At 69.1% G+C, this 20,540-nt stretch carries 18 protein-coding genes; 8 read left to right on the top strand and 10 right to left on the bottom strand.

Annotated features, from left to right (window positions below; genetic code table 11):
• Positions 1-8: 8 nt before the first annotated feature.
• On the bottom strand, positions 9-716 hold the full coding sequence (nadD, locus tag IHD13_RS01310) for a nicotinate-nucleotide adenylyltransferase (RefSeq protein WP_195859231.1): 708 nt from the start codon (positions 714-716) through the stop codon (positions 9-11).
• Positions 697-2,007 (bottom strand): glutamate-5-semialdehyde dehydrogenase, encoded by a 1,311-nt coding sequence (locus IHD13_RS01305; RefSeq protein ID WP_195859230.1) that lies wholly within the window; start codon positions 2,005-2,007, stop codon positions 697-699. Before IHD13_RS01305 ends, nadD begins: the two co-directional genes overlap by 20 nt.
• A gap of 98 nt (positions 2,008-2,105) precedes the next feature.
• Between IHD13_RS01305 and IHD13_RS01300 the strand changes: the two genes are divergently transcribed.
• The 3 genes from IHD13_RS01300 to IHD13_RS01290 are packed head-to-tail and all read left to right on the top strand — an operon-like array spanning position 2,106 to position 5,336.
• Positions 2,106-2,984 carry a hypothetical protein gene (locus IHD13_RS01300; protein ID WP_195859229.1) on the top strand — a complete coding sequence of 293 codons (879 nt, stop codon included), beginning with the start codon at positions 2,106-2,108 and terminating at the stop codon, positions 2,982-2,984.
• Positions 2,977-3,933 (top strand): GGDEF domain-containing protein, encoded by a 957-nt coding sequence (locus IHD13_RS01295; RefSeq protein ID WP_195859228.1) that lies wholly within the window; start codon positions 2,977-2,979, stop codon positions 3,931-3,933. The genes IHD13_RS01300 and IHD13_RS01295 overlap by 8 nt, the downstream gene beginning before the upstream one ends.
• On the top strand, positions 3,930-5,336 hold the full coding sequence (locus tag IHD13_RS01290) for a bifunctional DedA family/phosphatase PAP2 family protein (protein ID WP_195859227.1): 1,407 nt from the start codon (positions 3,930-3,932) through the stop codon (positions 5,334-5,336). The genes IHD13_RS01295 and IHD13_RS01290 overlap by 4 nt, the downstream gene beginning before the upstream one ends.
• 119 nt (positions 5,337-5,455) lie before the next feature.
• Here IHD13_RS01290 and IHD13_RS01285 read toward each other — a convergent pair whose 3' ends face one another.
• The 3 genes from IHD13_RS01285 to mpl all read right to left on the bottom strand — a co-directional run bounded on the left by IHD13_RS01285 (position 5,456) and on the right by mpl (position 8,151).
• Positions 5,456-6,079, bottom strand: coding sequence for a LysE family translocator (locus IHD13_RS01285; RefSeq protein ID WP_195859226.1), 624 nt, complete (start codon positions 6,077-6,079; stop codon positions 5,456-5,458).
• 82 nt (positions 6,080-6,161) lie between these two features.
• Positions 6,162-6,791: a flavin prenyltransferase UbiX gene (locus tag IHD13_RS01280; RefSeq protein WP_195859225.1), complete on the bottom strand. Its 630-nt coding sequence runs from the start codon at positions 6,789-6,791 to the stop codon at positions 6,162-6,164.
• Complete coding sequence (mpl, locus tag IHD13_RS01275) at positions 6,784-8,151, bottom strand: UDP-N-acetylmuramate:L-alanyl-gamma-D-glutamyl-meso-diaminopimelate ligase (protein WP_195859224.1); 1,368 nt, start codon at positions 8,149-8,151, stop codon at positions 6,784-6,786. Before mpl ends, IHD13_RS01280 begins: the two co-directional genes overlap by 8 nt.
• A gap of 339 nt (positions 8,152-8,490) precedes the next feature.
• Between mpl and IHD13_RS01270 the strand changes: the two genes are divergently transcribed.
• The 5 genes from IHD13_RS01270 (at position 8,491) to IHD13_RS01250 (ending at position 12,484) form a co-directional block, all read left to right on the top strand.
• Entirely contained in the window at positions 8,491-9,750 is a 1,260-nt protein-coding gene (locus IHD13_RS01270; protein ID WP_195859223.1) for a 6-phosphofructokinase, read from the top strand.
• A gap of 29 nt (positions 9,751-9,779) precedes the next feature.
• Entirely contained in the window at positions 9,780-10,634 is an 855-nt protein-coding gene (locus IHD13_RS01265; protein WP_195859222.1) for a prepilin peptidase, read from the top strand.
• A 50-nt stretch (positions 10,635-10,684) separates the two neighbouring features.
• Positions 10,685-11,299 (top strand): dephospho-CoA kinase, encoded by a 615-nt coding sequence (gene coaE, locus IHD13_RS01260; RefSeq protein ID WP_195859221.1) that lies wholly within the window; start codon positions 10,685-10,687, stop codon positions 11,297-11,299.
• Positions 11,300-11,378: 79 nt separating this feature from the next.
• On the top strand, positions 11,379-11,606 hold the full coding sequence (gene yacG / locus IHD13_RS01255) for a DNA gyrase inhibitor YacG (protein WP_195859220.1): 228 nt from the start codon (positions 11,379-11,381) through the stop codon (positions 11,604-11,606).
• Positions 11,606-12,484 carry a DNA replication terminus site-binding protein gene (locus tag IHD13_RS01250; RefSeq protein ID WP_195859219.1) on the top strand — a complete coding sequence of 293 codons (879 nt, stop codon included), beginning with the start codon at positions 11,606-11,608 and terminating at the stop codon, positions 12,482-12,484. Before yacG ends, IHD13_RS01250 begins: the two co-directional genes overlap by 1 nt.
• A gap of 1 nt (position 12,485) precedes the next feature.
• On the opposite strand, the gene IHD13_RS01245 is transcribed toward IHD13_RS01250, so the two are convergent.
• The 5 genes from IHD13_RS01245 to IHD13_RS01225 all read right to left on the bottom strand — a co-directional run bounded on the left by IHD13_RS01245 (position 12,486) and on the right by IHD13_RS01225 (position 20,538).
• Positions 12,486-13,217 (bottom strand): universal stress protein, encoded by a 732-nt coding sequence (locus tag IHD13_RS01245; RefSeq protein ID WP_195859218.1) that lies wholly within the window; start codon positions 13,215-13,217, stop codon positions 12,486-12,488.
• On the bottom strand, positions 13,207-15,606 hold the full coding sequence (locus tag IHD13_RS01240; RefSeq protein WP_195859217.1) for a Lon protease family protein: 2,400 nt from the start codon (positions 15,604-15,606) through the stop codon (positions 13,207-13,209). Before IHD13_RS01240 ends, IHD13_RS01245 begins: the two co-directional genes overlap by 11 nt.
• Before the next feature lie 142 nt (positions 15,607-15,748).
• On the bottom strand, positions 15,749-17,425 hold the full coding sequence (gene rpsA / locus IHD13_RS01235) for a 30S ribosomal protein S1 (RefSeq protein ID WP_195859216.1): 1,677 nt from the start codon (positions 17,423-17,425) through the stop codon (positions 15,749-15,751).
• 177 nt (positions 17,426-17,602) lie between these two features.
• A complete protein-coding gene (cmk, locus tag IHD13_RS01230) occupies positions 17,603-18,286 on the bottom strand; it encodes a (d)CMP kinase (protein WP_195859215.1) in 684 nt (227 codons plus the stop codon).
• The gene (locus IHD13_RS01225; RefSeq protein WP_195859214.1) at positions 18,283-20,538 is read right to left on the bottom strand and encodes a bifunctional prephenate dehydrogenase/3-phosphoshikimate 1-carboxyvinyltransferase; all 2,256 of its coding nucleotides are present in this window, start codon (positions 20,536-20,538) and stop codon (positions 18,283-18,285) included. Before IHD13_RS01225 ends, cmk begins: the two co-directional genes overlap by 4 nt.
• Positions 20,539-20,540: the final 2 nt, after the last annotated feature.

Here is a 20,540-nt window from a genome sequence, read left to right as displayed (position 1 = left end):
ACGCCATTCTATCGCGTCTCGCCGTCGGGAGCAGCGCCATCGCCACGATAAAGGCCACGGGATTCAATATGCCGGCGTACCGGTTCGGGCAGCAGGTAGCGCACCGAACGCCCCTCGGCCAGGCGGCGACGGATGCCGGTGGCGGAGATCGCCAGCCGGGTCGGTAGCGACAGACGCAATAGCCGGCCGCGGGACGCCGCCATCAGGGCCGCGACGGAGGTCACCTCGCGACCGGCCAGCAGGGCCCGCAGCGGTGGCGGCAAGGGAGCATCGTGGTCGGGGCGCTCGATCACCACCACATGGGCCTGGGCGAAGAGCCCCTCGGGGTCTCGCCACTCGGCCAGCTTGAGGAAGGCGTCGTGGCCCACCGCCATGATCAACCGAGCCCGCTCGCCGAGTTCGGCGCGCAGGCTGGCCAGGGTATCCACCGAATAGGAGGGGCCGTCGCGGCGCAGCTCGCGGTCGTCGGCCACCAGCCCCGGCGTGTCGCCGATGCCCAGGCGCAGCATGGCCAGGCGCTCGCGGCTTGAGACCCCGGGGGCGGCGCGATGGGGGGGCAGATGAGCCGGGATCATCTGCACGCGATCGAGACCCAGCACCTCGCGCAGCTCCACGGCGCTGCGCAGATGCCCCAGATGCACCGGATCGAAGGTGCCGCCCAGCATGGCCACCGCCGGGGCGGCGGTCGGATCACCCTCAGCCACGGATATGGCCATCCCCCAGCACCACGTACTTGCGGGTGGTCAGCCCCTCCAGCCCCACCGGGCCCCGGGCATGCAGCTTGTCGGTGGAGATGCCGATCTCCGCGCCCAGGCCATACTCGAAGCCATCGGCGAAGCGGGTAGACGCATTGACCATCACCGAGCTGGAATCGACCTCGGCGAGGAAGCGCCGTGCCAGGCCATAGTTCTCGGTGACGATGGCATCGGTGTGGTGGGAACCGTAGCGATCGATATGCGCCATGGCCTCGTCGACGCCATCCACCACGCGGATCGCCAGGACCGGGGCCAGGTACTCGGCGGCCCAGTCCGCCTCCTCGGCGGCCACCAGTTGGTCGGCGATGGCGCGGCTGCGCTCGCAGCCGCGCAGCTCCACGCCATGGTCGGCATAGGCGGTCACCAGTTGGGGCAGCAGGACCTCGGCGATGGGCGCGTCCAGCAGCAGGGTTTCCATGGTGTTGCAGGTACCATAGCGCTGGGTCTTGGCATTGACGGCGATGGCCAGGGCCTTGTCGAGATCGGCGCTGGCGTCCACATAGACGTGGCAGACCCCGTCCAGGTGCTTGATCACCGGCACCCGCGCCTCGGCGGAGATGCGGGCGATCAGCGACTTGCCGCCGCGGGGAATGATCACGTCGACGAACTCCGGCATGGCGATCAAGCGGCCCACCGCGGCGCGATCCGTGGTGGCCACCACCTGCACGGCGGCGTCCGGCAGGCCGGCCTCGGCCAGGCCGGCGCGCAGGCAGGCGGCGATGGCGGCATTGCTGTCACGGGCCTCGGAACCACCGCGCAGGATGCAGGCGTTGCCCGACTTGAGACACAGGCTGGCCGCTTCCACCGTGACGTTGGGCCGGGATTCATAGATGATACCGATCACCCCCAGGGGCACCCGCATCTGCCCCACCTGGATGCCGCTGGGCCGGGCGCGCAGGCCATCGATCTCGCCCACCGGGTCGGGCAGGGCCGCGACCTGCCGCAGGCCCTCGATCATGGCGTCCAGACGCGCCTCATCGAGGGCCAGGCGATCGAGCAGGGCCGCGTCCAGGCCGTTCTCGCGCCCCCGGGCCAGGTCACGGGCATTGGCTTCCAGCAGGCGCTCCCGGGCCCCGTCGAGGTGGCGGGCAATGGCCTCGAGGGCGGCATTCTTGCGTCCGGTGGTTTCGCTGCGCATCCGGGCGGCGGCCTGGCGGGCGGCCTGACCGAGCTCGGTCATGTAGGCGTCGACATCGTTGATTTCGGCGTCGAGCACCGCGACTTCGTTGACCTGGGGGGCGTGACGTGACATGCCTTTGGGTATCTCCTGAAAAGGGGACGAGATAACGATCTCCCGCAGGGCCGGGGACGTATCGATAATCATCAAGCAGGGAACCAATATAAGTCACCATGGATAGCAAGTACAAAGCCCGACTCTTCCGCACCACCCTGGTCGGGGGTGCCCTGTTGCTTGGCTGGCAGGCGAGCCTGGCCAATGACACGACCGCGACGGTGCTGCTCGGCCTCGGCGGCCTCTGGCTGCTGGCCACCAGCCTGCTCCAGGAGCAGAGCCTGCGCTGGCCGGCATTGCTGCCCTGGCAACTGGTGCCTGGCAGCCTGCTGGCGGCCCTGCTGTGGGTCGACCCCGGCCGCTACGGTGCCTGGCTATGGCTGTGGGCGATCCTGGTGATGCTGCCCCAGCCCGCCTGGCTGCTACCGGTACAGGGCGGGCTGGCAGCGCTCAGCTGGTGGCGGATCCAGCAGGACCTGATCCCCGAGCAGGGCCTGCTGGTGGGCCTGCTGCTGGGGGCCGTGGTGCTGCTGGGCCTGGGCCGCGCCCTCTACCTGCGCCCGCTGTGGCAGGGCGTCAGTCGACGTCAGCGCCTGCTGCCCGGGGCCCGGCTCTGGACCCGGCCGCAACTGGTGCGTGATCTCTACCGGGAGCGACTGCGCTGCGAACGCAAGGATTACCATGCCGAACTGCTATTGCTGCATACCAAGGCCCGCCACTGCTGGCCCCTGGCACGCTGGCTGGTGGCCCAACTGGAACCGGACGAGAACGTCTATCGGCTCGACCGACGCACCCTGGCCACCCTGCTGATCAGCCGCGATGCCGGGGAGGGCGAGCGGCGGCGCAACGCCCTGCTCGAGACACTCTCCTGGCCGCTCAAGGCGCGCGCCATCGATCTCGGCGGCCGCCATGTCCTGAGCCTGGAGCAACGCGCCCTGGCACGCCAGGCCGAGGCGCTGGTGATCCTGTCCCCACCGAAGGCCGTCGATCATGCCTAGCCTCCTGCCCGAGGAAGAGAAACTCTGGCCCTCGCGCCTCTTCGCCCTGGTCTATGCCGCCGGCGCGGTACTGATGGCCGGTTATGCCCTGTGGCACTACCTGATGGGGGACTATGGCCTGATCCCCCTGCCAGCGCTGCTCAGCCTGCTGCTGGTGGGCGCTACCCTGTTGCGCCTGAGCCACCACCCCCAGCGTTACCTCTCGGCCTATCTGGTGCTGATCAGCGCCTACCTGCTGATCGCCGTGGAGGTCGCCAAGCTGGAGGGGGGCGCCGGCCTGTGGCTCGGCCTGCCACCGGTACTGGCCTTCCTGGTGTTGCCGCCGGCCTCGGCCATCCTGCTCAATGTCCTGCTGGGTGGCCTGTGGCTGGTGCTGCTGGTCAACCCGGAGCAGGCCGGCGACCTGGCCATGGCCTATCTGGTGCTGACCCTGCTGGGCGCCCTGGCCGGCGGCGAGCAGGCCCGCCAGCGTGAGTTGCTGGAGGCCACGCGTCCCCACGATGACGAATGCGAGGCGCTACGTGCCAGCGCCATTCGCGAATGCCTGGCCCAGGAGTTCTACCGCGCCCGGCGACTCGATCATCGCCTCAGCGTCCTGGTCATCCACCTGCCGCAGCTGGATAACCCGGGGGACGCCTTCGGCGGCCTGACTCGCCGGGAGTGCTTGCAACGCTTTACCGAGGTCACGCAACATAGCTGCCGCGCCCCGGATCAGTTGGGTCGCCTGAGCGATTCCCTGTTCTGGCTGCTGCTGCCGGATACCGGCCAGAATGGCGCCCTGATGGTGCGCCAGCGCCTGCTGGATGCCCTGGAGCGGATCACCCTGCCCGACGGGGCGGGCCTCTCCCTGCGAATGGCCCTGTGTGCCCCCCACGACACGGAGAGCCTGGCCACCTTCGAGCAACGCCTGGAGCTCAAGGCGCATCTGCTGATGGAGTCGACCACTTGAACCTTGCCGACTGGCTCTACCAACTCACCCCCTCCCCCGGGCTTCTGCTGCTGATCATCGGCACCATCGCCCTGCTGGAGAGCCTGGCCCTGGTGGGCCTGATCGTTCCCGGGGTGGTGCTGATCACCGCCGCCGCCTCCCTGGCCGGCCATATGGCGTTGCCGGCGCCCTGGATATTGCTGGCCGCCTTCATCGGCGCGGTGATCGGTGACGCCTTGAGCTTCGCCCTGGGCTATACCCAACGTGAACGGGTGCCGCGCCTGTGGCCCTTCAATCGCCACCCGGAGTGGCTGGCCCGAGGCGCGCGCTTCTTCCAGCGCTATGGCGCCCTGTCGGTGGTCTTCGCGCGCTTCGTCGGGCCGGTGCGCCCCGTCGTGCCGCTGATCGCCGGCATCCTGCATATGTCGCCCTGGGCCTTCGCCTGGGCCAACCTGGTCTCGGCCCTGCTCTGGGCCCCGGCCTATGTGCTGCCCGGCTATCTGCTCGGGCGTACCTGGCAACAACTGCTGATGATTCCCCCCGGGACCCAGCAGTGGCTGCTGTGGCTGGCCATCATCGTGGCGGGGGCAGCGCTCGGCTTCAGCTGGCTGCGCCATCAACTGGCCCGGGAGGGGCGCCTCTATCGGGGGCTCGCCCGCCTGGCCCGGGGCAGCAGCGGCCGGCGGCGGCTCTGGCAACTGATGCGCGCCCCGCATCCCCGTGGCGAAGTCCCCCTGGCCTCCCTCAGCCTGCTGATGGTCAGTCTGGTGGCACTCTGCCTGTGGAGTCTCTGGGTGCTGGAGGCCCGTGGCCCCCTGCCCATGGACAGCGAGATCCACGCCCTCTTCGCCGCCCTCGACTGGCCCTGGCTCGAGAAGACGGGGCAGTGGCTGGCCCGGGTCGGCGACGCCTACGGCATCCTGGCCCTGGCCCTGCCCTGGCTGCTGTGGCTGCTCTGGGCCCGGCATCTGTCTGCCTTCCTGCACCTGGCCCTGGGGTTGGGTGGCATCGCCGTCGCCAACACCCTCTTCAAGCACTTGGGCGGCCGTGCCCGTCCCGAGACTCCGGACTACCTGAGCGGTTCCCTGGCCTACCCCAGCGCCCATACCTCCACCGCCGTGGTGCTGTTCGGCCTGGCTGCCGCCTTCGCCGCCCAGGAGTTACCGCCCCGGCACCGCGCCTGGCTCTACTGGCTGGCGATCCTCGCCTGCGTGCCCATGGCCCTGTCACGGCTGGCCATCGGCGTGCACTGGGCCAGCGACCTGGTGGGCGGCGCCCTGCTGGGGCTGGTGGCCTGCGCCCTGGTGCGGCTGAGCTACCAGCGCTTCTCCCACCGCCCCCTCTCTCCGGCGCCCTGGCCGGCGCTGGTGATCCTCTCGCTAGTATTGCTGGCAGCCAGGCTGGCCTGGCTGCCGCCCACGTAAGCTGGAAGCTGGAAGCTGGAAGCTGGAAAACAGCCTGTCCCCGCCACCTCCGGGGTCAAGGGTTTTCTTCTAGCTTCCAGCTTATGGCTTAAAGCTACGGACGCAGTCCGGGAGCCGGCTTAGCCCAGTGCCAGCCAGGCACCCACGCCGATCATCAGCACCCCGGCCAGGCGGTTGAGCAGACGCACCTTGCCGCGCTCGCCCAGCAGGCGCCGGGCGCCGCGCCCGCCGCTGGCATAGAGCAGCAGGCAGGCGAACTCGATGGCCAGGATCATCGCCACCAGCACCGCCAGCTGCGGCCCCAGGGGGCGCCCGGCATCCAGGAAGGGGGGCAGCAGGGCGACGAAGAAGGCCCAGCCCTTGGGGTTGGCCACGGCGGTGACCAGCCCCTGGGCGAAGAGCTGGCGGCGCGAGGCCCGCGGAGCCGACACCTCACCGGTGGGAATCGCCATCCGCCCCCGGGAGCGCCATAGCTGCATGCCCAGATAGGCCAGGTAGGCGCCACCCAGCCACTTGAAGAGAGCGAAGGCCTCGGGATAGCGCAGCATCAGGGTCGCCACCCCGGCGCCGGCGGCGACCGCCACCAGCCCCACCCCCAGCAGCTCGCCGGCCATCATCCACAGGGTGCGTTTGACCCCCTGGGTCATGCCCAGCACCATGGCCAGGGTCATGCACAGCCCCGGGGTCAACGACACGAAAAAGAACGTCGGCACGAACACCGACAGCTGAGTTAGACCGATCATCGCCACCTCCCTGTCAAATTAACCCGGCCGAACCCCGCGGTCGCTGCCCGGCGCTTCCAGATTCCACTCCCTGGCACCGGGCTCACGGCGACGCCGGGTCCCCCCAGCGGGGCATGAGCCGGTGCTCGATGCCCAGCTGGTTGAGGATCCGCGCCACGATGAAGTCGATCAGGTCTTCCACCGTCCTGGGCTGGTGGTAAAAGCCCGGTGCCGCCGGCAGGATCACCGCCCCCAGGCGGGTCAGGCCGAGCATATGTTCGAGATGGATCGCCGAGAGCGGTGCCTCCCGGGGCACCAGGATCAACTGGCGACGCTCCTTGAGGGCCACGTCGGCGGCGCGCTCGATCAGATTATTGCTGGCCCCCGTGGCCACCGCCGAGAGGGTGCCCGTGGAGCAGGGGCAGATCACCATCGCCGAGGGCGCCCCGGAACCGGAGGCGACCGGCGCCATCCAGTCCTCCCGGGCGAAGCAGCGGATCTGCCCGGAAGCGGCGCCCGACCGCTCGCTCAGCGCCTCGGCCAGGCGCTCGGGCTGAGCCGGCAACCGGACCTCGGTCTCGGTGCTGATCACCAGGTGAGCGGCCTTGGAAATCATCACCCAGACCTCGCGATTGGCCGCCACCAGGGCCTCGATCAGGCGCAGGCCATACTGGGCACCGGAGGCGCCGGTCAGGGCCACGGTGACCGGCGGACCGAAAGCAGGCTCAACCATGGGCCACCTCCAGGGCGGCCAGCAGCTTGTCGTGAATGCCGCCGAAGCCGCCGTTGGACATCACCACGATGCGATCGCCGGGACGCGCCTCGGCCACCAGGGCACGGACCAGGGTCTCGATCTCCGCCTCGATGCGCGCCGGCACCGGGCTGGCGGCCACGACTTCGTCCAGCGACCAGTCGAGCCCCGCCGGCTGGTACCACCAGACCGCATCGGCCTCGGCAACGCTGTCGCCGAGGCGGGCCCGGAGGCTGCCCAGGCGCATGGTATTGGAGCGCGGCTCGATCACCGCCAGCAGGCGTCCCTCGCCGCCGGCGGCCCTGAGCCCGCCCAGGGTGGCGGCGATGGCGGTGGGGTGATGGGCGAAATCATCGATCACCCGGATACCGCCCACCTCGCCGCGCAGTTCCTGGCGCCGCCGCGGGGTCTCGAAGCGCGACAGGGCCGCCGCGCCGCGGGCCAGGTCCAGGCCGCACTCGTGGGCCGCGGCCAACGCCGCCAGGGCATTGCGGGCGTTGTACTCGCCCGTCAGCGACCACTCCACCACGGCATCTTCCTCGCCATGAATCACCCGGAAGCGGCTGGCATCCGGATGCTCGAGCACCAGCCGCCAGTCGCTGGCCGCCTCGGCACCGAAGCGCACCACCGGGCTCCAGCTCCCCATCGCCAGCACCCGCGCCAGGGCCGGGGCGTTATCGGCCACCAGCAGCCGCCCCTTGCCGGGGACGGTACGCACCAGGTGGTGGAACTGCCGCTCGATGGCGGCCAGGTCGGGGAAGATATCCGCGTGGTCATACTCCAGGTTGCCCAGCACGGCGATCGCGGGACGGTAGTGAACGAACTTGGAGCGCTTGTCGAAGAAGGCGGTATCGTATTCGTCGGCCTCGACCACGAAGGGTGCGCCTGGGGCGCCGAGTCGCGCCGAGACGCCGAAGTTGCGTGGCACGCCGCCGATCAGGAACCCCGGGGAGAGACCGGCGCTCTCCAGCAGCCAGGCGGTCAGGCTCGCAGTGGTGGTCTTGCCGTGAGTGCCCGCCACGGCGATCACCCGACGCCCGGGCAGGACATGCTCGGCCAGCCACTGGGGGCCGGAGACATAGGGCAGGCTGGCATTCAGCACCGCCTCCACCTCCGGGTTGCCCCGGGACAGGGCGTTGCCGATCACCACCAGGTCCGGCGCCGGCGTGAGATTCTCTTCCGCGTAGCCCTCCTGCAGGGTGATTCCCGCCGCCGCGAGCTGGGTGCTCATGGGCGGGTAGACGTTGGCGTCGGAACCGCTGACGTCATGTCCCAGCTCTCGCGCCAGCAGGGCCAGACTGCCCATGAAGGTGCCACAGATTCCGATGATATGCAGATGCATCCCGAGCCTCCTTGACGATGGCGGGAGACTAGCATGGGCCCGAAATCGCCACCAGCGAGGCAGTCGACCCCGCACGTCAATGGCCGAGGGGCGCTGGGGACAGGTCGGAGCGGGGGTTTTTTGCCAGGGATGGCAAAAGTAGCGCCCAGGGAGGGGGTCACAGCGCCCCGCGACGGCCTATCCCCAGGGTAGCCCCGAGCCCTTATGCACTGAGCATGCTGGCTGCAGTCGCCCTCCGCCGACCCAGTCTGCGGATGCAGCCAACGCCACTTTCGACTAAGATAGGCCCCCGACTTTACCCCCTTATGACGATCAGCCCCCAGGAGCGAAGCTGCCCCCATGGCCACGCACAATGCCTTCTATGCCCAGTCCGGTGGCGTCACCGCCGTTATCAACGCCAGCGCCTGTGGCGTGATCGAGGCCTGCCGCCGCCACGACGACCGCATCGGCAAGGTCTACGCCGGACACAACGGCATCATCGGCGCCCTCACCGAGGACCTGATCGACGTGTCCCAGGAGTCCGACGAGGCCATCGCGGCGCTGCGCCATACCCCCGGCGGCGCCTTCGGCTCCTGCCGCTACAAGCTCAAGGATATCGAGACCCACCGCGCCCAGTACGAGCGCCTGATCGAGGTCTTCAAGGCCCACGATATCCGCTACTTCTTCTATAACGGCGGCGGCGACAGCGCCGACACCTGCCTCAAGGTCTCCCAGCTTTCCGAGAAACTCGGCTACCCGCTGACCGCCATCCACGTGCCCAAGACCGTGGACAACGACCTGCCGATCACCGACAACTCCCCCGGCTTCGGCAGCGTGGCCAAGTACATCGCCACCTCCACCCGGGAGGCGGCCCTGGATATCGCCTCCATGTGCGCCACCTCCACCAAGGTGTTCGTCCTCGAGGTGATGGGGCGCCACGCCGGCTGGATCGCCGCTGCCGGCGCCCTGGCCGGCAACGGCGAGGGCGAACCGCCCCACCTGGTGATCTTCCCCGAGGTGGCCTTCGACCGGGAGGCGGTGATGGCCCGGGTCGACGAGGCGGTGCACAAGTACGGCTACTGCGTGATCGTGGTCTCCGAGGGCGCCCACTACGGCGACGGCACCTTCCTCGCCGACTCCGGCAACACCGACGCCTTCGGTCACCGCCAGCTGGGCGGCGTGGCGCCGACGCTCGCCGGCATGATCAAGCAGGACCTGGGCTACAAGTACCACTGGGCCGTGGCCGACTACCTGCAGCGGGCCGCCCGTCACCTGGCCTCCAAGACCGACGTGGATCAGGCCTATGCGGTGGGCAAGCATGCCGTCGAGCTGGCCCTGGCCGGCAAGAACGCCATGATGCCGGCCATCAAGCGCGTCTCCGACAGCCCCTATGAGTGGGCCATCGAGGCCGCGCCCCTGGCCGAGATCGCCAACCGCGAGAAGTTCATGCCCAAGGAGTTCATTCGCGAGGATGGCTTCGGTATCACCGAGGCATGCCGCCGCTACCTGTCGCCGCTGATCCAGGGTGAAGACTTCCCGCCCTTCGAGAACGGCCTGCCCAAGGTGGCCAAGCTGAAGCTGGCCAAGGTCGAGCGCCGCCTGCCCGACTTCACCCTCTGATTTTCCCCTGAACCAGGAGGCGCCCCGCCATGCTCGCCGAGCTTCCCCCCAGCGTATTGTGGCCCCTGGCGGCGGTGCTGGGGCTCTGCCTGGGCAGCTTCCTCAATGTGGTGGTCGCGCGCCTGCCGGTGATGCTGATGCAGGGCTGGCGGGCCGAGGCCCGGGAGGCCCTGGAGCTGGAACCGGAGGAGGACGAGCGAATCGGCCTGGCCCGGCCCGCCTCCCGCTGCCCCGGCTGCGGGGCGGGCATCGCCTGGCATGACAATATCCCCCTGCTGGGTTACCTGAAGCGCCGCGGGCGCTGTGCCGACTGCGGCATGCGCATCAGCCCCCAGTACCCGCTGGTGGAGCTGGCCGGCGGGGCCCTGGCCCTGGCGGTGGTGGTCCTGCACGGCGCAGACCTGGCGGCCCTGTTCGTGCTCGGCGCCTGCCTGGCCCTGCTGGCCCTGGCGGCGATCGACTTCCGCACCCAACTGCTCCCGGACGTGATCACCCTGCCCCTGCTCTGGGCGGGGCTGCTCTATCAATTGCTGTTCCAGCCCTTGATGCTCTCCAGCGCGGTGATCGGCGCCATGGCCGGCTACCTGTCGCTGTGGAGCTTCTACTGGCTGTTCAAGCTGATCACCGGCAAGGAGGGCATGGGCTATGGCGACTTCAAGCTGCTGGCGGCACTGGGGGCCTGGCTGGGCTGGCAGTTCCTGCCGCTGCTGCTGATCCTCTCCGCCGGCATCGGGGCCATCATCGGCATCGCCGTGCAACTGGCCCTGCCGCGGCTGCGCGGTGCCCCCCTGCCCTTCGGCCCCTTCCTGGCCCTGGCCGGCTGGGTGACCCTGCTGTTCGGCGCCCCCCTGCTGGCCTTCTATCAGGGCCTGACCGGGCTATAACTTGCCGGGCCATCAAGCGCCCCTAATCAAGCGCCCCTAAGGAGAGCCCCATGAGCCTGACCATCGGCGTCACCGGCGGCATCGCCTCCGGCAAGTCCACCGTGGCCCGCGCCTTCGCCGAACTCGGCATCCCCTGGGTGGATGCCGACGATATCGCCCGAGAGGTGGTGGCGCCCGGCGAGCCCGCCCTGGCCGCCATCGCCGAGCGCTACGGCGAGCGGGTACTGGACGAGGCCGGCGGCCTGAATCGCCGGGCCCTGCGCGAGATCGTCTTCGCCGACCCCGAGGAGCGGCGCTGGCTGGAGGCCCAGACCCATCCGCGCATTCGTGAGCGCCTGGAGGCGCGCCTGGCCGAGATGGCCGCCGGCCCCGCCCCCTACCACCTGCTGGTCTCGCCGCTGCTCTTCGAGTCAGGGCAGGCGGCCCTGGTGGATCGCTGCCTGGTGATCGACGTGCCGGAGGCGGAGCAGCTCCGCCGCACCGCCAGTCGCGATGGCGTGGACGAGCGCCAGGCCAGGGCCATCGTCGCCGCCCAGCTGGACCGCCAGGCACGCCTGGCACGGGCCGACGATATCATCGACAATAGCGGTGACGAGGCGGCCCTGGCAGGCCAGGTCGAGGCCCTGGATCGCCGCTACCGCCGGCTGGCCGAGACGTCTCGCTAGGTTTTGTACGAAAAGTCGGCGAGCGCAGACCGTTTTCGTACAGAGCCTAAGCCGCCATTCGCAAGACCGGAGTATTCCCATGAGTCAGACCGCCCCCCTGGAAGTGCCCTGCCCCACCTGCCACAAGGCCGTGGCCTGGGTCGAGGCCAATGCCTATCGCCCCTTCTGCAGCGAGCGCTGCAAGCTGATCGATCTGGGCGCCTGGGCCGACGGCAGCCATCGCATCGCCGGCGAGCCCGCCATGGACGAGACCGAAATCGACGAGATGGTGCTGCGCGCCGAGCGTGACGCCGGCCTGACGCCCTGATGGCCCCCGAGTATCGGTTGCTGGCCGAACTCGAGGCGGCCTTCGATCAACTGATCGATCGCCTCGAGGCGCTGGTGTCGGTCTACGCCCAGGCGCCCCGCGCGGCCTGGGTCATGGGCACGGAAGGGGCCGCCCCCCAGGCCGATGCCGACTGGCTGCGTCGCGCCCTGCTCGACTTCTGGTATCAGGATGGCCAGGATGGGCGCGCCACCCGCAGCTATGTGGGCCTGGTGGCCGCCGATGCGGCGCTGATGAGTGCCGTCCGGGAGGCTAATGCCGCCAAGGCGACCTTCGCCGCCCTGCTGCGCCAGATCCGCGCCGAGGCCGCGGGTCTGATCCCCGAACTCAAGGCGGTGCTGCCCTTCCGCCATCCGGCCCTGCATGACCACCTGCGTGGCCAGGGCCTGGCGCGACTGCACCTGAAGCAGTGCTGGCGAGCCATCCCGCTGGCCGAGGCCCCCCTGGCCCGGGTGCGCCTGGCCTGGTATCGCAGCGGCCGCTCCATCAAGCGACTGACGGTGCGCGAGGCGGAGGCCTTGCTGCTCGGCCTCGACCAGGAGGCGCCCCATGTGCGGATCCAACGGCGCCACCTGGCCGGCCTCCCCGACGCTGAGCCCCTGGCCCAGGTCCAGGAGCAGGCGCCGCTGATGCGGGCCAACCTCTTCTATCGCGAGCCGCTGCCGGATGGCCGATGCCGACGGGCCATGAACGTGGCCCTGCCGCTCTTCGTACCGAGCCCGGATGGCCGCCTGCCCGATCACAATACGCCCCCCGAGGCTCCGCCGGCCGCCCGCACCCGGGCCCTGCGCAGTGATGCCCGCCTGGAGAGCGAGCCCTTCCTGCCCAGCCTGCGGGTCTACCGTTATCGGGACGCCTGACTCAGGGGATCACCAGGAGCGGGAGATGCAGCGGGCCTAGCCAGTCGGGCTCTTCCGCCAGCAAGGCAGTCAGCTGCCCACGCCGCAGCAGCAGCCCCCCCCGCCGCTCCCCGGCCAGCCGCCGGGCCAATTCCCTGGCCGAGACCGGGGCCAGCCTCTCGACGCGATCGAAGAGTGGCCCGGCCGTCAGCCAGTCGAGCAGCTCGCTCGGCGCCGGCTCCCCCAGGGTCCGCAAGGCCCCCGGCGCCATGACCGGGGCGTCGTTCCAGATCAGTACCGCGCAGGGCGCCTCCAGCAGCAGGCGTCGACAGGTGGAGCCCAGGGGGCGCCCCCAGCGGGCCGACAGCCCGGCCCGCCCCAGGACCAGCAGATCGGCGGCCCGGGCCAGGCGTTGCACCTCCGCCACCACCGCCCCCTGCCCCACCGCCAGGGAGTGGGGCAGCGCCTGCCCCGCCAGGGATTGCCGCAGGGCCGCCTGGATCCTCGCCAACCGACAGGCCTGGCCCAGGGCCATGTCTGCCGGCGTGAAGCCGCGAATCGCCCCGGAGCGAGCTCCCACCTCGCGGGTGAAGGGCAGGGCCGCGCACTGGGCCAGCTCCGGCTCCTCCACATAAAGGGCCAGCAGTTCCGCCTCGCGGCTGGCGGCCAGGGCCACCGCCGCCGGCAAGGCGGCGACGCTGGCTGGCGAGGCATCGAGTAGGGCCAATACCCTCAAGGGAACCTCAGCCGTCATGACCGTTCGCCTCCTTGCCGGACCCCTCGCTATCGCCATTCGCCTTGCCCTGGCGCTTCAGGGCCTGATGGAAGGCGTCGAGCCGCGCCACCACCCGGGCATTGAGGCTCGCCTCCGGAAAGGCGCCCTCGGCGTCGGCCTCCCCGGGATCGAGACCGGTCAGCAGCGCCAGGGCCTCGTCCAGGTGGGTGATGGCATAGAGGAAGAAGCGCCCCTCGGCCATCGCCTCACGCACCTCGGCATCGAGCATCAGGTGGGGCACATTGGCCGCCGGCAGGATCACTCCCTGCCCCGCCAGGCCCGCCTCCCGGCATACCGCGAAGAAGCCTTCGACCTTCTCGTTGACGCCCCCCACCGCCTGCACCTCACCATGCTGGTTGATGGACCCGGTGACGGCCAGGGACTGCCTGAGGGGCACGTCGGCGATCGCCGAGACCAGCACGCAGGCCTCGGCCACCGAGGCACTGTCGCCCTCGATACCGCCATAGGACTGCTCGAAGGCGAGGCTCGCCGAGAGCGATAGTGCCCCTTGGGGCGCATAGCGATGCGCCAGCCAGCGGGAGAGGATCATCACCGCCTTGGTATGGAGGCGCCCGCCGAGCTTCGCCTCCCGCTCGATATCCACCACCTGCCCCGCCCCGGGACGCGCCGTGGCGGTGATGCGGCTGGGCTGACCGAAGGCGAAGCCCCCCAGCTGCAGCACCGACAGGCCATTGACCTGGCCGACCACCTCGCCGTCGGTGGCGATCATCACGGTACCGCGCTGGATACGCTCCTGGCTCAGCTCATGGACACGCCCGGCGCGTCGCCGCTGCTGCACCACCGCCTGCTCCACATGGCCACGGGTGATCAAGGTCGCCTCGCCGGCCCAGTGGGCGGCCTCGGCCAGCAGATCCTTGAGGGGACGGGCCTGGGCCATCAGGCGCTGCTGGTCGCCGGCCAGGCGCGCGGCCCGCTCGATCACCGCCGCCACTCCCGAAGGCGCCAGGGGCGCCAAGCCGACCTCCCCCGCCAGGGTGGCGATCAGCCGGGCATACTCCTCGAGGAAGGCGTCGTCCCAAGGCAGCTCGTCGTCGAGATCCGCCTGCACCTTGAACAGCTCCAGGAACTCCGGGTCGTGTTCGCTGAGCAGGTAGTAAAACTGGCGTTCGCCACACAGCACCACCTTGACCTCCAGCGGAATCGGTTCCGGCTCCAGGGTCACGGTGCTGATCAGGCCATAGGCCTGCTCCAGGGACTCGGTACGAATCTCGCCGGCACGCAGCGCCCGCTTGAGGGTGTCCCAGGCCCCCGGCTGCTGCAGCAGGGCCCGGGCATCCAGCACCAGGTAACCGCCATTGGCCCGGTGCAAGGCACCGGCCCGTATCAAGGAGAAGTCGGTCAGCAGGGTGCCCTGATGCACATGATGTTCGATGCGGCCCACCAGGTGCTGGTGACTGGGCAGGTCCACCTGCACCACCGGTGCCCCTTCGCAGGGGCCGTTGTCGACCAGCAGGTTGAGCTGGCAGCGACTGAAGATCGCCTCCGGGGGAATCTCCGGGTCCTCCTCCAGGAAGACTTCCAGATGCAGCAACAACGCCTCGCGCATCGCCGAGAAATGCGCGATCACCCCCTCCTGCTCCCGATAGCGCGCCTCCAGCTCTTCCAGGGGGGCGGCGATCACCGACTGCAGCATCTCCTCATTCAGGGTCTGGGTCTGCTGGCGCAGCTCGTGGGCCAGGCGCGGCATCTGGCGGATCGCCTGCTGCAGCTTGCGCTGAAGGATCTCCACCGTGCCCTCGAGACGCTCCCGATCCTCCTTGGGCAGCTTCTCGTAGGCCTCGGGACTCATCATGCCTTCCCCCTCGGCGGGAGCGAGGCTGAAGCCATTGGGGGTGGAGAGCAGCACGATATCGTGCTCCCTGGCCTCGCGGCGCACCGTCTCGATCAGGTCACGCTGGCGCTCGCTCATCGCCTGCTTCAGCTCCTGCAGGCGATTCTGGTACTCGTCGCTGTCGAAGATGGCCGGTATCGCTACCCGCAACTCCTCCACCAGCTGTTCGATATCGCCCCGCAAGACCCGCCCCATGCCCGCCGGCAAACGGAGCTGGCGAGGCGTGGAGGGGTCGTCGAAATTGTGCAGGTAGCAACAGTCCGATGGCACCTCGCCTCGGGCCGAGCGGGCCTGAAGATAGGGCAGCACCAGCTGGCGAGCCAGGTGCTCCGCCTCGCCCAGCACGAAGAGATTGAACCCTCGCGGACGCATGGCCGCACCGAAATCCAGGGCCTCGCTGGCGCGGCGATGGCCGCTCAAGGGGTCCAGGGAGTCAAGCTCCGCGGTGGAGTGAAACGCGAACCGTGACTCGGGACAGGCTCGAAAGACCTGAGCCACCTCCAGGGGTTGCAGCATGAGACGTCTCCTTGGTTACTCGCAGAGTATGGAGCAACCGGCCAGCCGGCGCCTTGATGGGCATCAAACGCCCAGACACGAAAACGCCGCCCCGGAGGGCGGCGTTTCGTCAAGCCAGAGTGGCTGGGACAAGCGCTAGGGCTTAGTCCTGACCCATCTGCTGCTTGATCAGGTCGCCGATGGTGGTCGGGCCACCCGCGTCGACGTCCTGCTCGCGCAGCTTCTTGAGGTTCTGGCGAGTATCTTCCTGATCCTTGGCCTTGATGGACAGGCTGATCTGACGGTTCTTGCGATCGACACCGATGATACGGGCCTCGACGCTGTCACCCTCGCTCAGGGCGTTGCGGGCATCCTCGACGCGATCGGCGCTGATCTCGGAGGCCTTGAGCACCGCCACCACGTCGGTGGCCAGCTCGACCTGGGCTTCCTTGGCATCGACCTCGACCACGCGGCCGGTGACGATGGTGCCCTTGTCGTTGACCGCCAGGAACTCGGCGACCGGATCGGTATCCAGCTGCTTGATACCCAGGGAGATGCGCTCGCGCTCCGGATCGATGGAGAGGATCACGGCCTCGGCTTCGTCGCCCTTCTTGAAGGAGCGCACGGCCTCTTCGCCGGACTCGGTCCAGGAGATGTCGGAGAGGTGCACCAGACCATCGATGCCGCCTTCCAGGCCGATGAAGATACCGAAGTCGGTGATCGACTTGATGGTACCGGCCACACGGTCGCCCTTGTTGTAACGGCCGCTGAAGTCTTCCCACGGGTTGGTGGTGCACTGCTTGATACCCAGGGAGATACGACGACGCTCCTCGTCGATATCCAGCACCATGACATCCACTTCGTCGCCGATGTTGACGACCTTGGACGGGTGGATGTTCTTGTTGGTCCAGTCCATTTCGGAGACGTGGACCAGACCCTCGACGCCCTCTTCCAGCTCGGCGAAGCAGCCGTAGTCGGTGAGGTTGGTGACGCGGGCGGTGACCTTGGTGTTCTCCGGGTAACGATCCTTGATGTTGACCCAGGGATCTTCGCCCAGCTGCTTCAGGCCCAGGGAGACGCGGTTGCGCTCGCGGTCGAACTTCAGCACCTTGACGTTGATCTCGTCGCCCACGGCAACGATCTCGGACGGATGCTTGATGCGCTTCCAGGCCATGTCGGTGATGTGCAGCAGGCCGTCGACGCCACCCAGGTCCACGAAGGCACCGTAGTCGGTGAGGTTCTTGACGATACCCTTGATCTGCTGGCCTTCCTGGAGGGTGGCGAGCAGGGCTTCACGCTCGGCGCTGTTCTCGGCTTCGAGAACGGCACGGCGGGACACGACGACGTTGTTGCGCTTCGGATCGAGCTTGATGACCTTGAAGTCGAGCTCTTTGTTCTCCAGGTGAGCGGTATCGCGCACCGGGCGAACGTCGACCAGGGAACCCGGCAGGAAGGCGCGGATGGAGGCGACGTCGACGGTGAAACCACCCTTGACCTTGCCGTTGATCACGCCCTTGACGATCTCGTCCTTCTCGAAGGCGGCTTCCAGTTCCTTCCACGCTTCGGCACGCTTGGCCTTCTCGCGGGACAGGCGGGTTTCGCCGAAGCCATCTTCGACGGCTTCCAGGGCGACCTTGACTTCGTCGCCGATGGCGATGGTCAGTTCGCCATTCTCGTCGCGGAATTGCGCGGCGGGAATCTGACCTTCGGACTTCAGGCCGGCATTGACGGTGATCCAGTCACCTTCGATGTCGACGACGGACGCCAGGACGATGGCGCCCGGCTCCATGTTGATGTCCTGGAGTGACTGTTCAAACAGTTCGGCAAAGCTTTCGCTCATGATGTTCCTACATGATCAACGGGTTAGCGGGGTTACCGCCCTCTCCGCACCACCAGCGAGTGCGGGCCTACTACCAAGATCCCCCGGGGATGTTAGCGCTGGTTGGACCTGGCCAGGCTTACCGTCTTAGCTGCCTGACCATGCCATGACATCTAACCGAGGGGCCGCAAGGGATCGTCAGGCATTCGGCGCCAGGCCCCGCTGGGCCAGCAGCTCGATCAGCCGATCCACCACTTCCGGTATCGTCAGGCGCGTGGTGTCAAGCGTGATGGCATCATCTGCCGGCTTGAGCGGTGCCACGCTGCGCTGCGTATCGCGCGCATCGCGTGCCTGAATTTCCTTCAAAAGACTCGTAAGATTAGCACTCAGGCCGGCCTCTCGCAACTGAAGGTAGCGGCGCTGGGCACGCTCCTCCGCCGAGGCGGTGAGGAAGATCTTCAGCGGGGCATCGAGAAACACCACCGTGCCCATGTCGCGGCCATCCGCCACCAGGCCGGGAGCCTGGCGGAAGTCGCGCTGGCGCTGCAGCAGCGCCTCGCGAACCCGTGGCAGCGCCGCCACCTGGGAGGCCGCATCGCCCACCGCTTCGGTGCGGATCTCGCCGCTCACCTCGTCGCCGTCGAGGATCACCCGCACGCCGCTGTCGCCGGGCAGGAAGCTGACGTCGAGGCCGGCGGCCAGGCTCGCCAGGGCCGCCTCGTCGTCCAGGGCCAAGTCGCGGCGAAGCGCCGCCAGGGCGGTGAGGCGATAGAGGGCGCCGGAGTCGAGCAGGTGCCAGCCCAGGCGCTCGGCGATCAAGCGGCTGATGGTGCCCTTGCCGGCGCCGCCGGGGCCGTCGATGGTCAGGACCGGGGCCGTCATGCGCCCTCCTCGTCCACCTGCAGGCCGACCCGGCCGGCCAGCTCGACGAAGCCGGGGAAAGAGGTCGCCACGTTGGCGCAGTCATCGATCTCGATGGGGGCACTGGCACGCAGCCCCGCCACGGTGAAGGCCATGGCGATGCGGTGGTCGCCCAGGCTGTCGATGCGTCCGCCACCGTAGTTGGCGCCCTGCGGCTTGCCGCCGACGATATCGATGCCGTCGGCGACCACGGTGTGCTCGACCCCCAGCACCGCCAGGCCATCGGCCATGGCCTGGATGCGGTCGGACTCCTTGACCCGCAGTTCCTCGGCGCCACGCAACCGAGTCACGCCCTCGGCATTGGCGGCGGCGATAAACAGCGCCGGGAACTCGTCGATGGCCAGCGGCACCTGTTCCACGGGGATATCGATGCCCTTGAGGGGCGCATAGCGCACGCGAATATCCGCCACCGGCTCGCCACCCACCTCGCGCTGGTTGGAGAGCTCGAGATCGGCCCCCATCAGCGTCAGGATATTGATCACGCCGATCCGGGTCGGGTTGATGCCCACGTGCTCGAGCACCAGGTCCGAGCCGGGGGTAATGGCCGCCGCCACCAGGAAGAAGGTGGCCGAGGAGATGTCCGAGGGCACGTCGATGGGGCCGGCACTCAGCTTGCCGCCGCCGCTGAGCCAGCAGGTGTCGCCGTCACGTGCCACGCCGTAGCCGAAGCCGTTGAGCATGCGCTCGGTGTGGTCGCGGGTCGGCGCCGGCTCGCGAACCCGGGTCTCGCCCTCGGCGTAGAGGCCGGCGAGCAGCAGGCAGGACTTCACCTGGGCGCTGGCCATGGGCATATCGTAGCGGATGCCCTTGAGCGGCTTGCCGCCATGAATGCGCAGCGGCGGGCGGCCGCCCTCGGCGGTATCGATCTCGGCACCCATCTGACGCAGCGGGTCGGCCACCCGGCCCATGGGGCGCTTGGTAAGGGAGGCATCGCCGGTCAGCTCGCTGTCGAAGGCCTGGCCGGCCAGCAGCCCGGCGAAGAGCCGCATGGCGGTGCCGGAGTTGCCCACATAGAGAGGTCCCGCCGGCGCCTTGAGGCCGTGCATGCCCACCCCGTGGATGGTCACCCGGCCCTGATGGGGGCCCTCGATGGCCACGCCCATTTCACGGAAGGCCTGCAGGGTGGCCAGGCTGTCCTCGCCCTCGAGGAAGCCCTTCACTTCGGTCACCCCCTCGGCCAGGGCGCCGAGCATGATGGAGCGGTGGGAGATCGACTTGTCGCCGGGGACGCGGATGCGCCCGGCCACCTGACCACCGGGGGCGACCCGGTAGCGTACGTTGTTATGTTCCATGGTCGGGTAGTACCTGGTCTGATTCAGCAGGGTATCGAAATAGTGTCGTGCGTGGCTGGCCCGATCGAAGGTGGCCAGCATGGCATCGCCGTCGCCGGCGCTCACCGCCTGTCGCAGCCGGGCCAGGCCCGCCTCGAAGTCGTCCAGGGCCGCCAGCACCGCCTCGCGGTTGGCGGTGAAGATATCGCGCCACATCACCGGGTCGCTGCCGGCGATGCGGGTAAAGTCGCGAAAGCCCCCGGCGGCGTAGCGGAAGATCTCCAGGCGCTCGTCCTGGCGAGCCAGGGTGTCCACCAGCGAGAAGGCCAGCAGATGCGGCAGGTGACTGGTGCGGGCCAGCACCTGGTCGTGGCGCTCCACCGGCATCTCCAGCACCTCGGCCTCACAGGCATCCCACAGGGCACGCACCCGGGCCAGGGCCGCGGCATCGGTCTCCGCCGAGGGGGTGAGGATCACCTTGTGATGACGATAGAGATCCGGGTTGGCCGCCGCCACGCCGCTCTTCTCGGACCCGGCAATGGGATGGCCCAGCACCAGGGAGGGCGGCAGGCGCCCAAGGGCCCGCCGGGCGGCGTCGCGGATCGCCACCTTGCTGCTGCCCACGTCGGTGATCACCGTGGCATCGAGGCGCTCGCCGAGCCCCCGGCCCAGGGCCGCCAGCACCGACTCCATGGCCAGCACCGGCACCGCCAGCACCACCAGGGAGACGCCCGGCAGCAGGGGCGCGAGCTCGGTGTCGCCGCCATCGATGATGCCCATGGCCACGCCCCGGGCGATCTCGTCGGCGTCGCGGTCGCAGGCGAGGATCTCGCCGCGGAAGCCACGCGCCTTGAGGGCGGCGGCCAGGGAGCCGCCGATCAACCCCAGGCCGACGATCAGCAGGCGCGACTCCTCGAGCCGCGCGGCATCACGCATCGCCATGC

Source organism: Halomonas sp. 328 (genome assembly GCF_015645095.1).
Lineage (GTDB): Bacteria > Pseudomonadota > Gammaproteobacteria > Pseudomonadales > Halomonadaceae > Bisbaumannia.
This window is presented reverse-complemented; position numbering and strand designations above follow the sequence as displayed.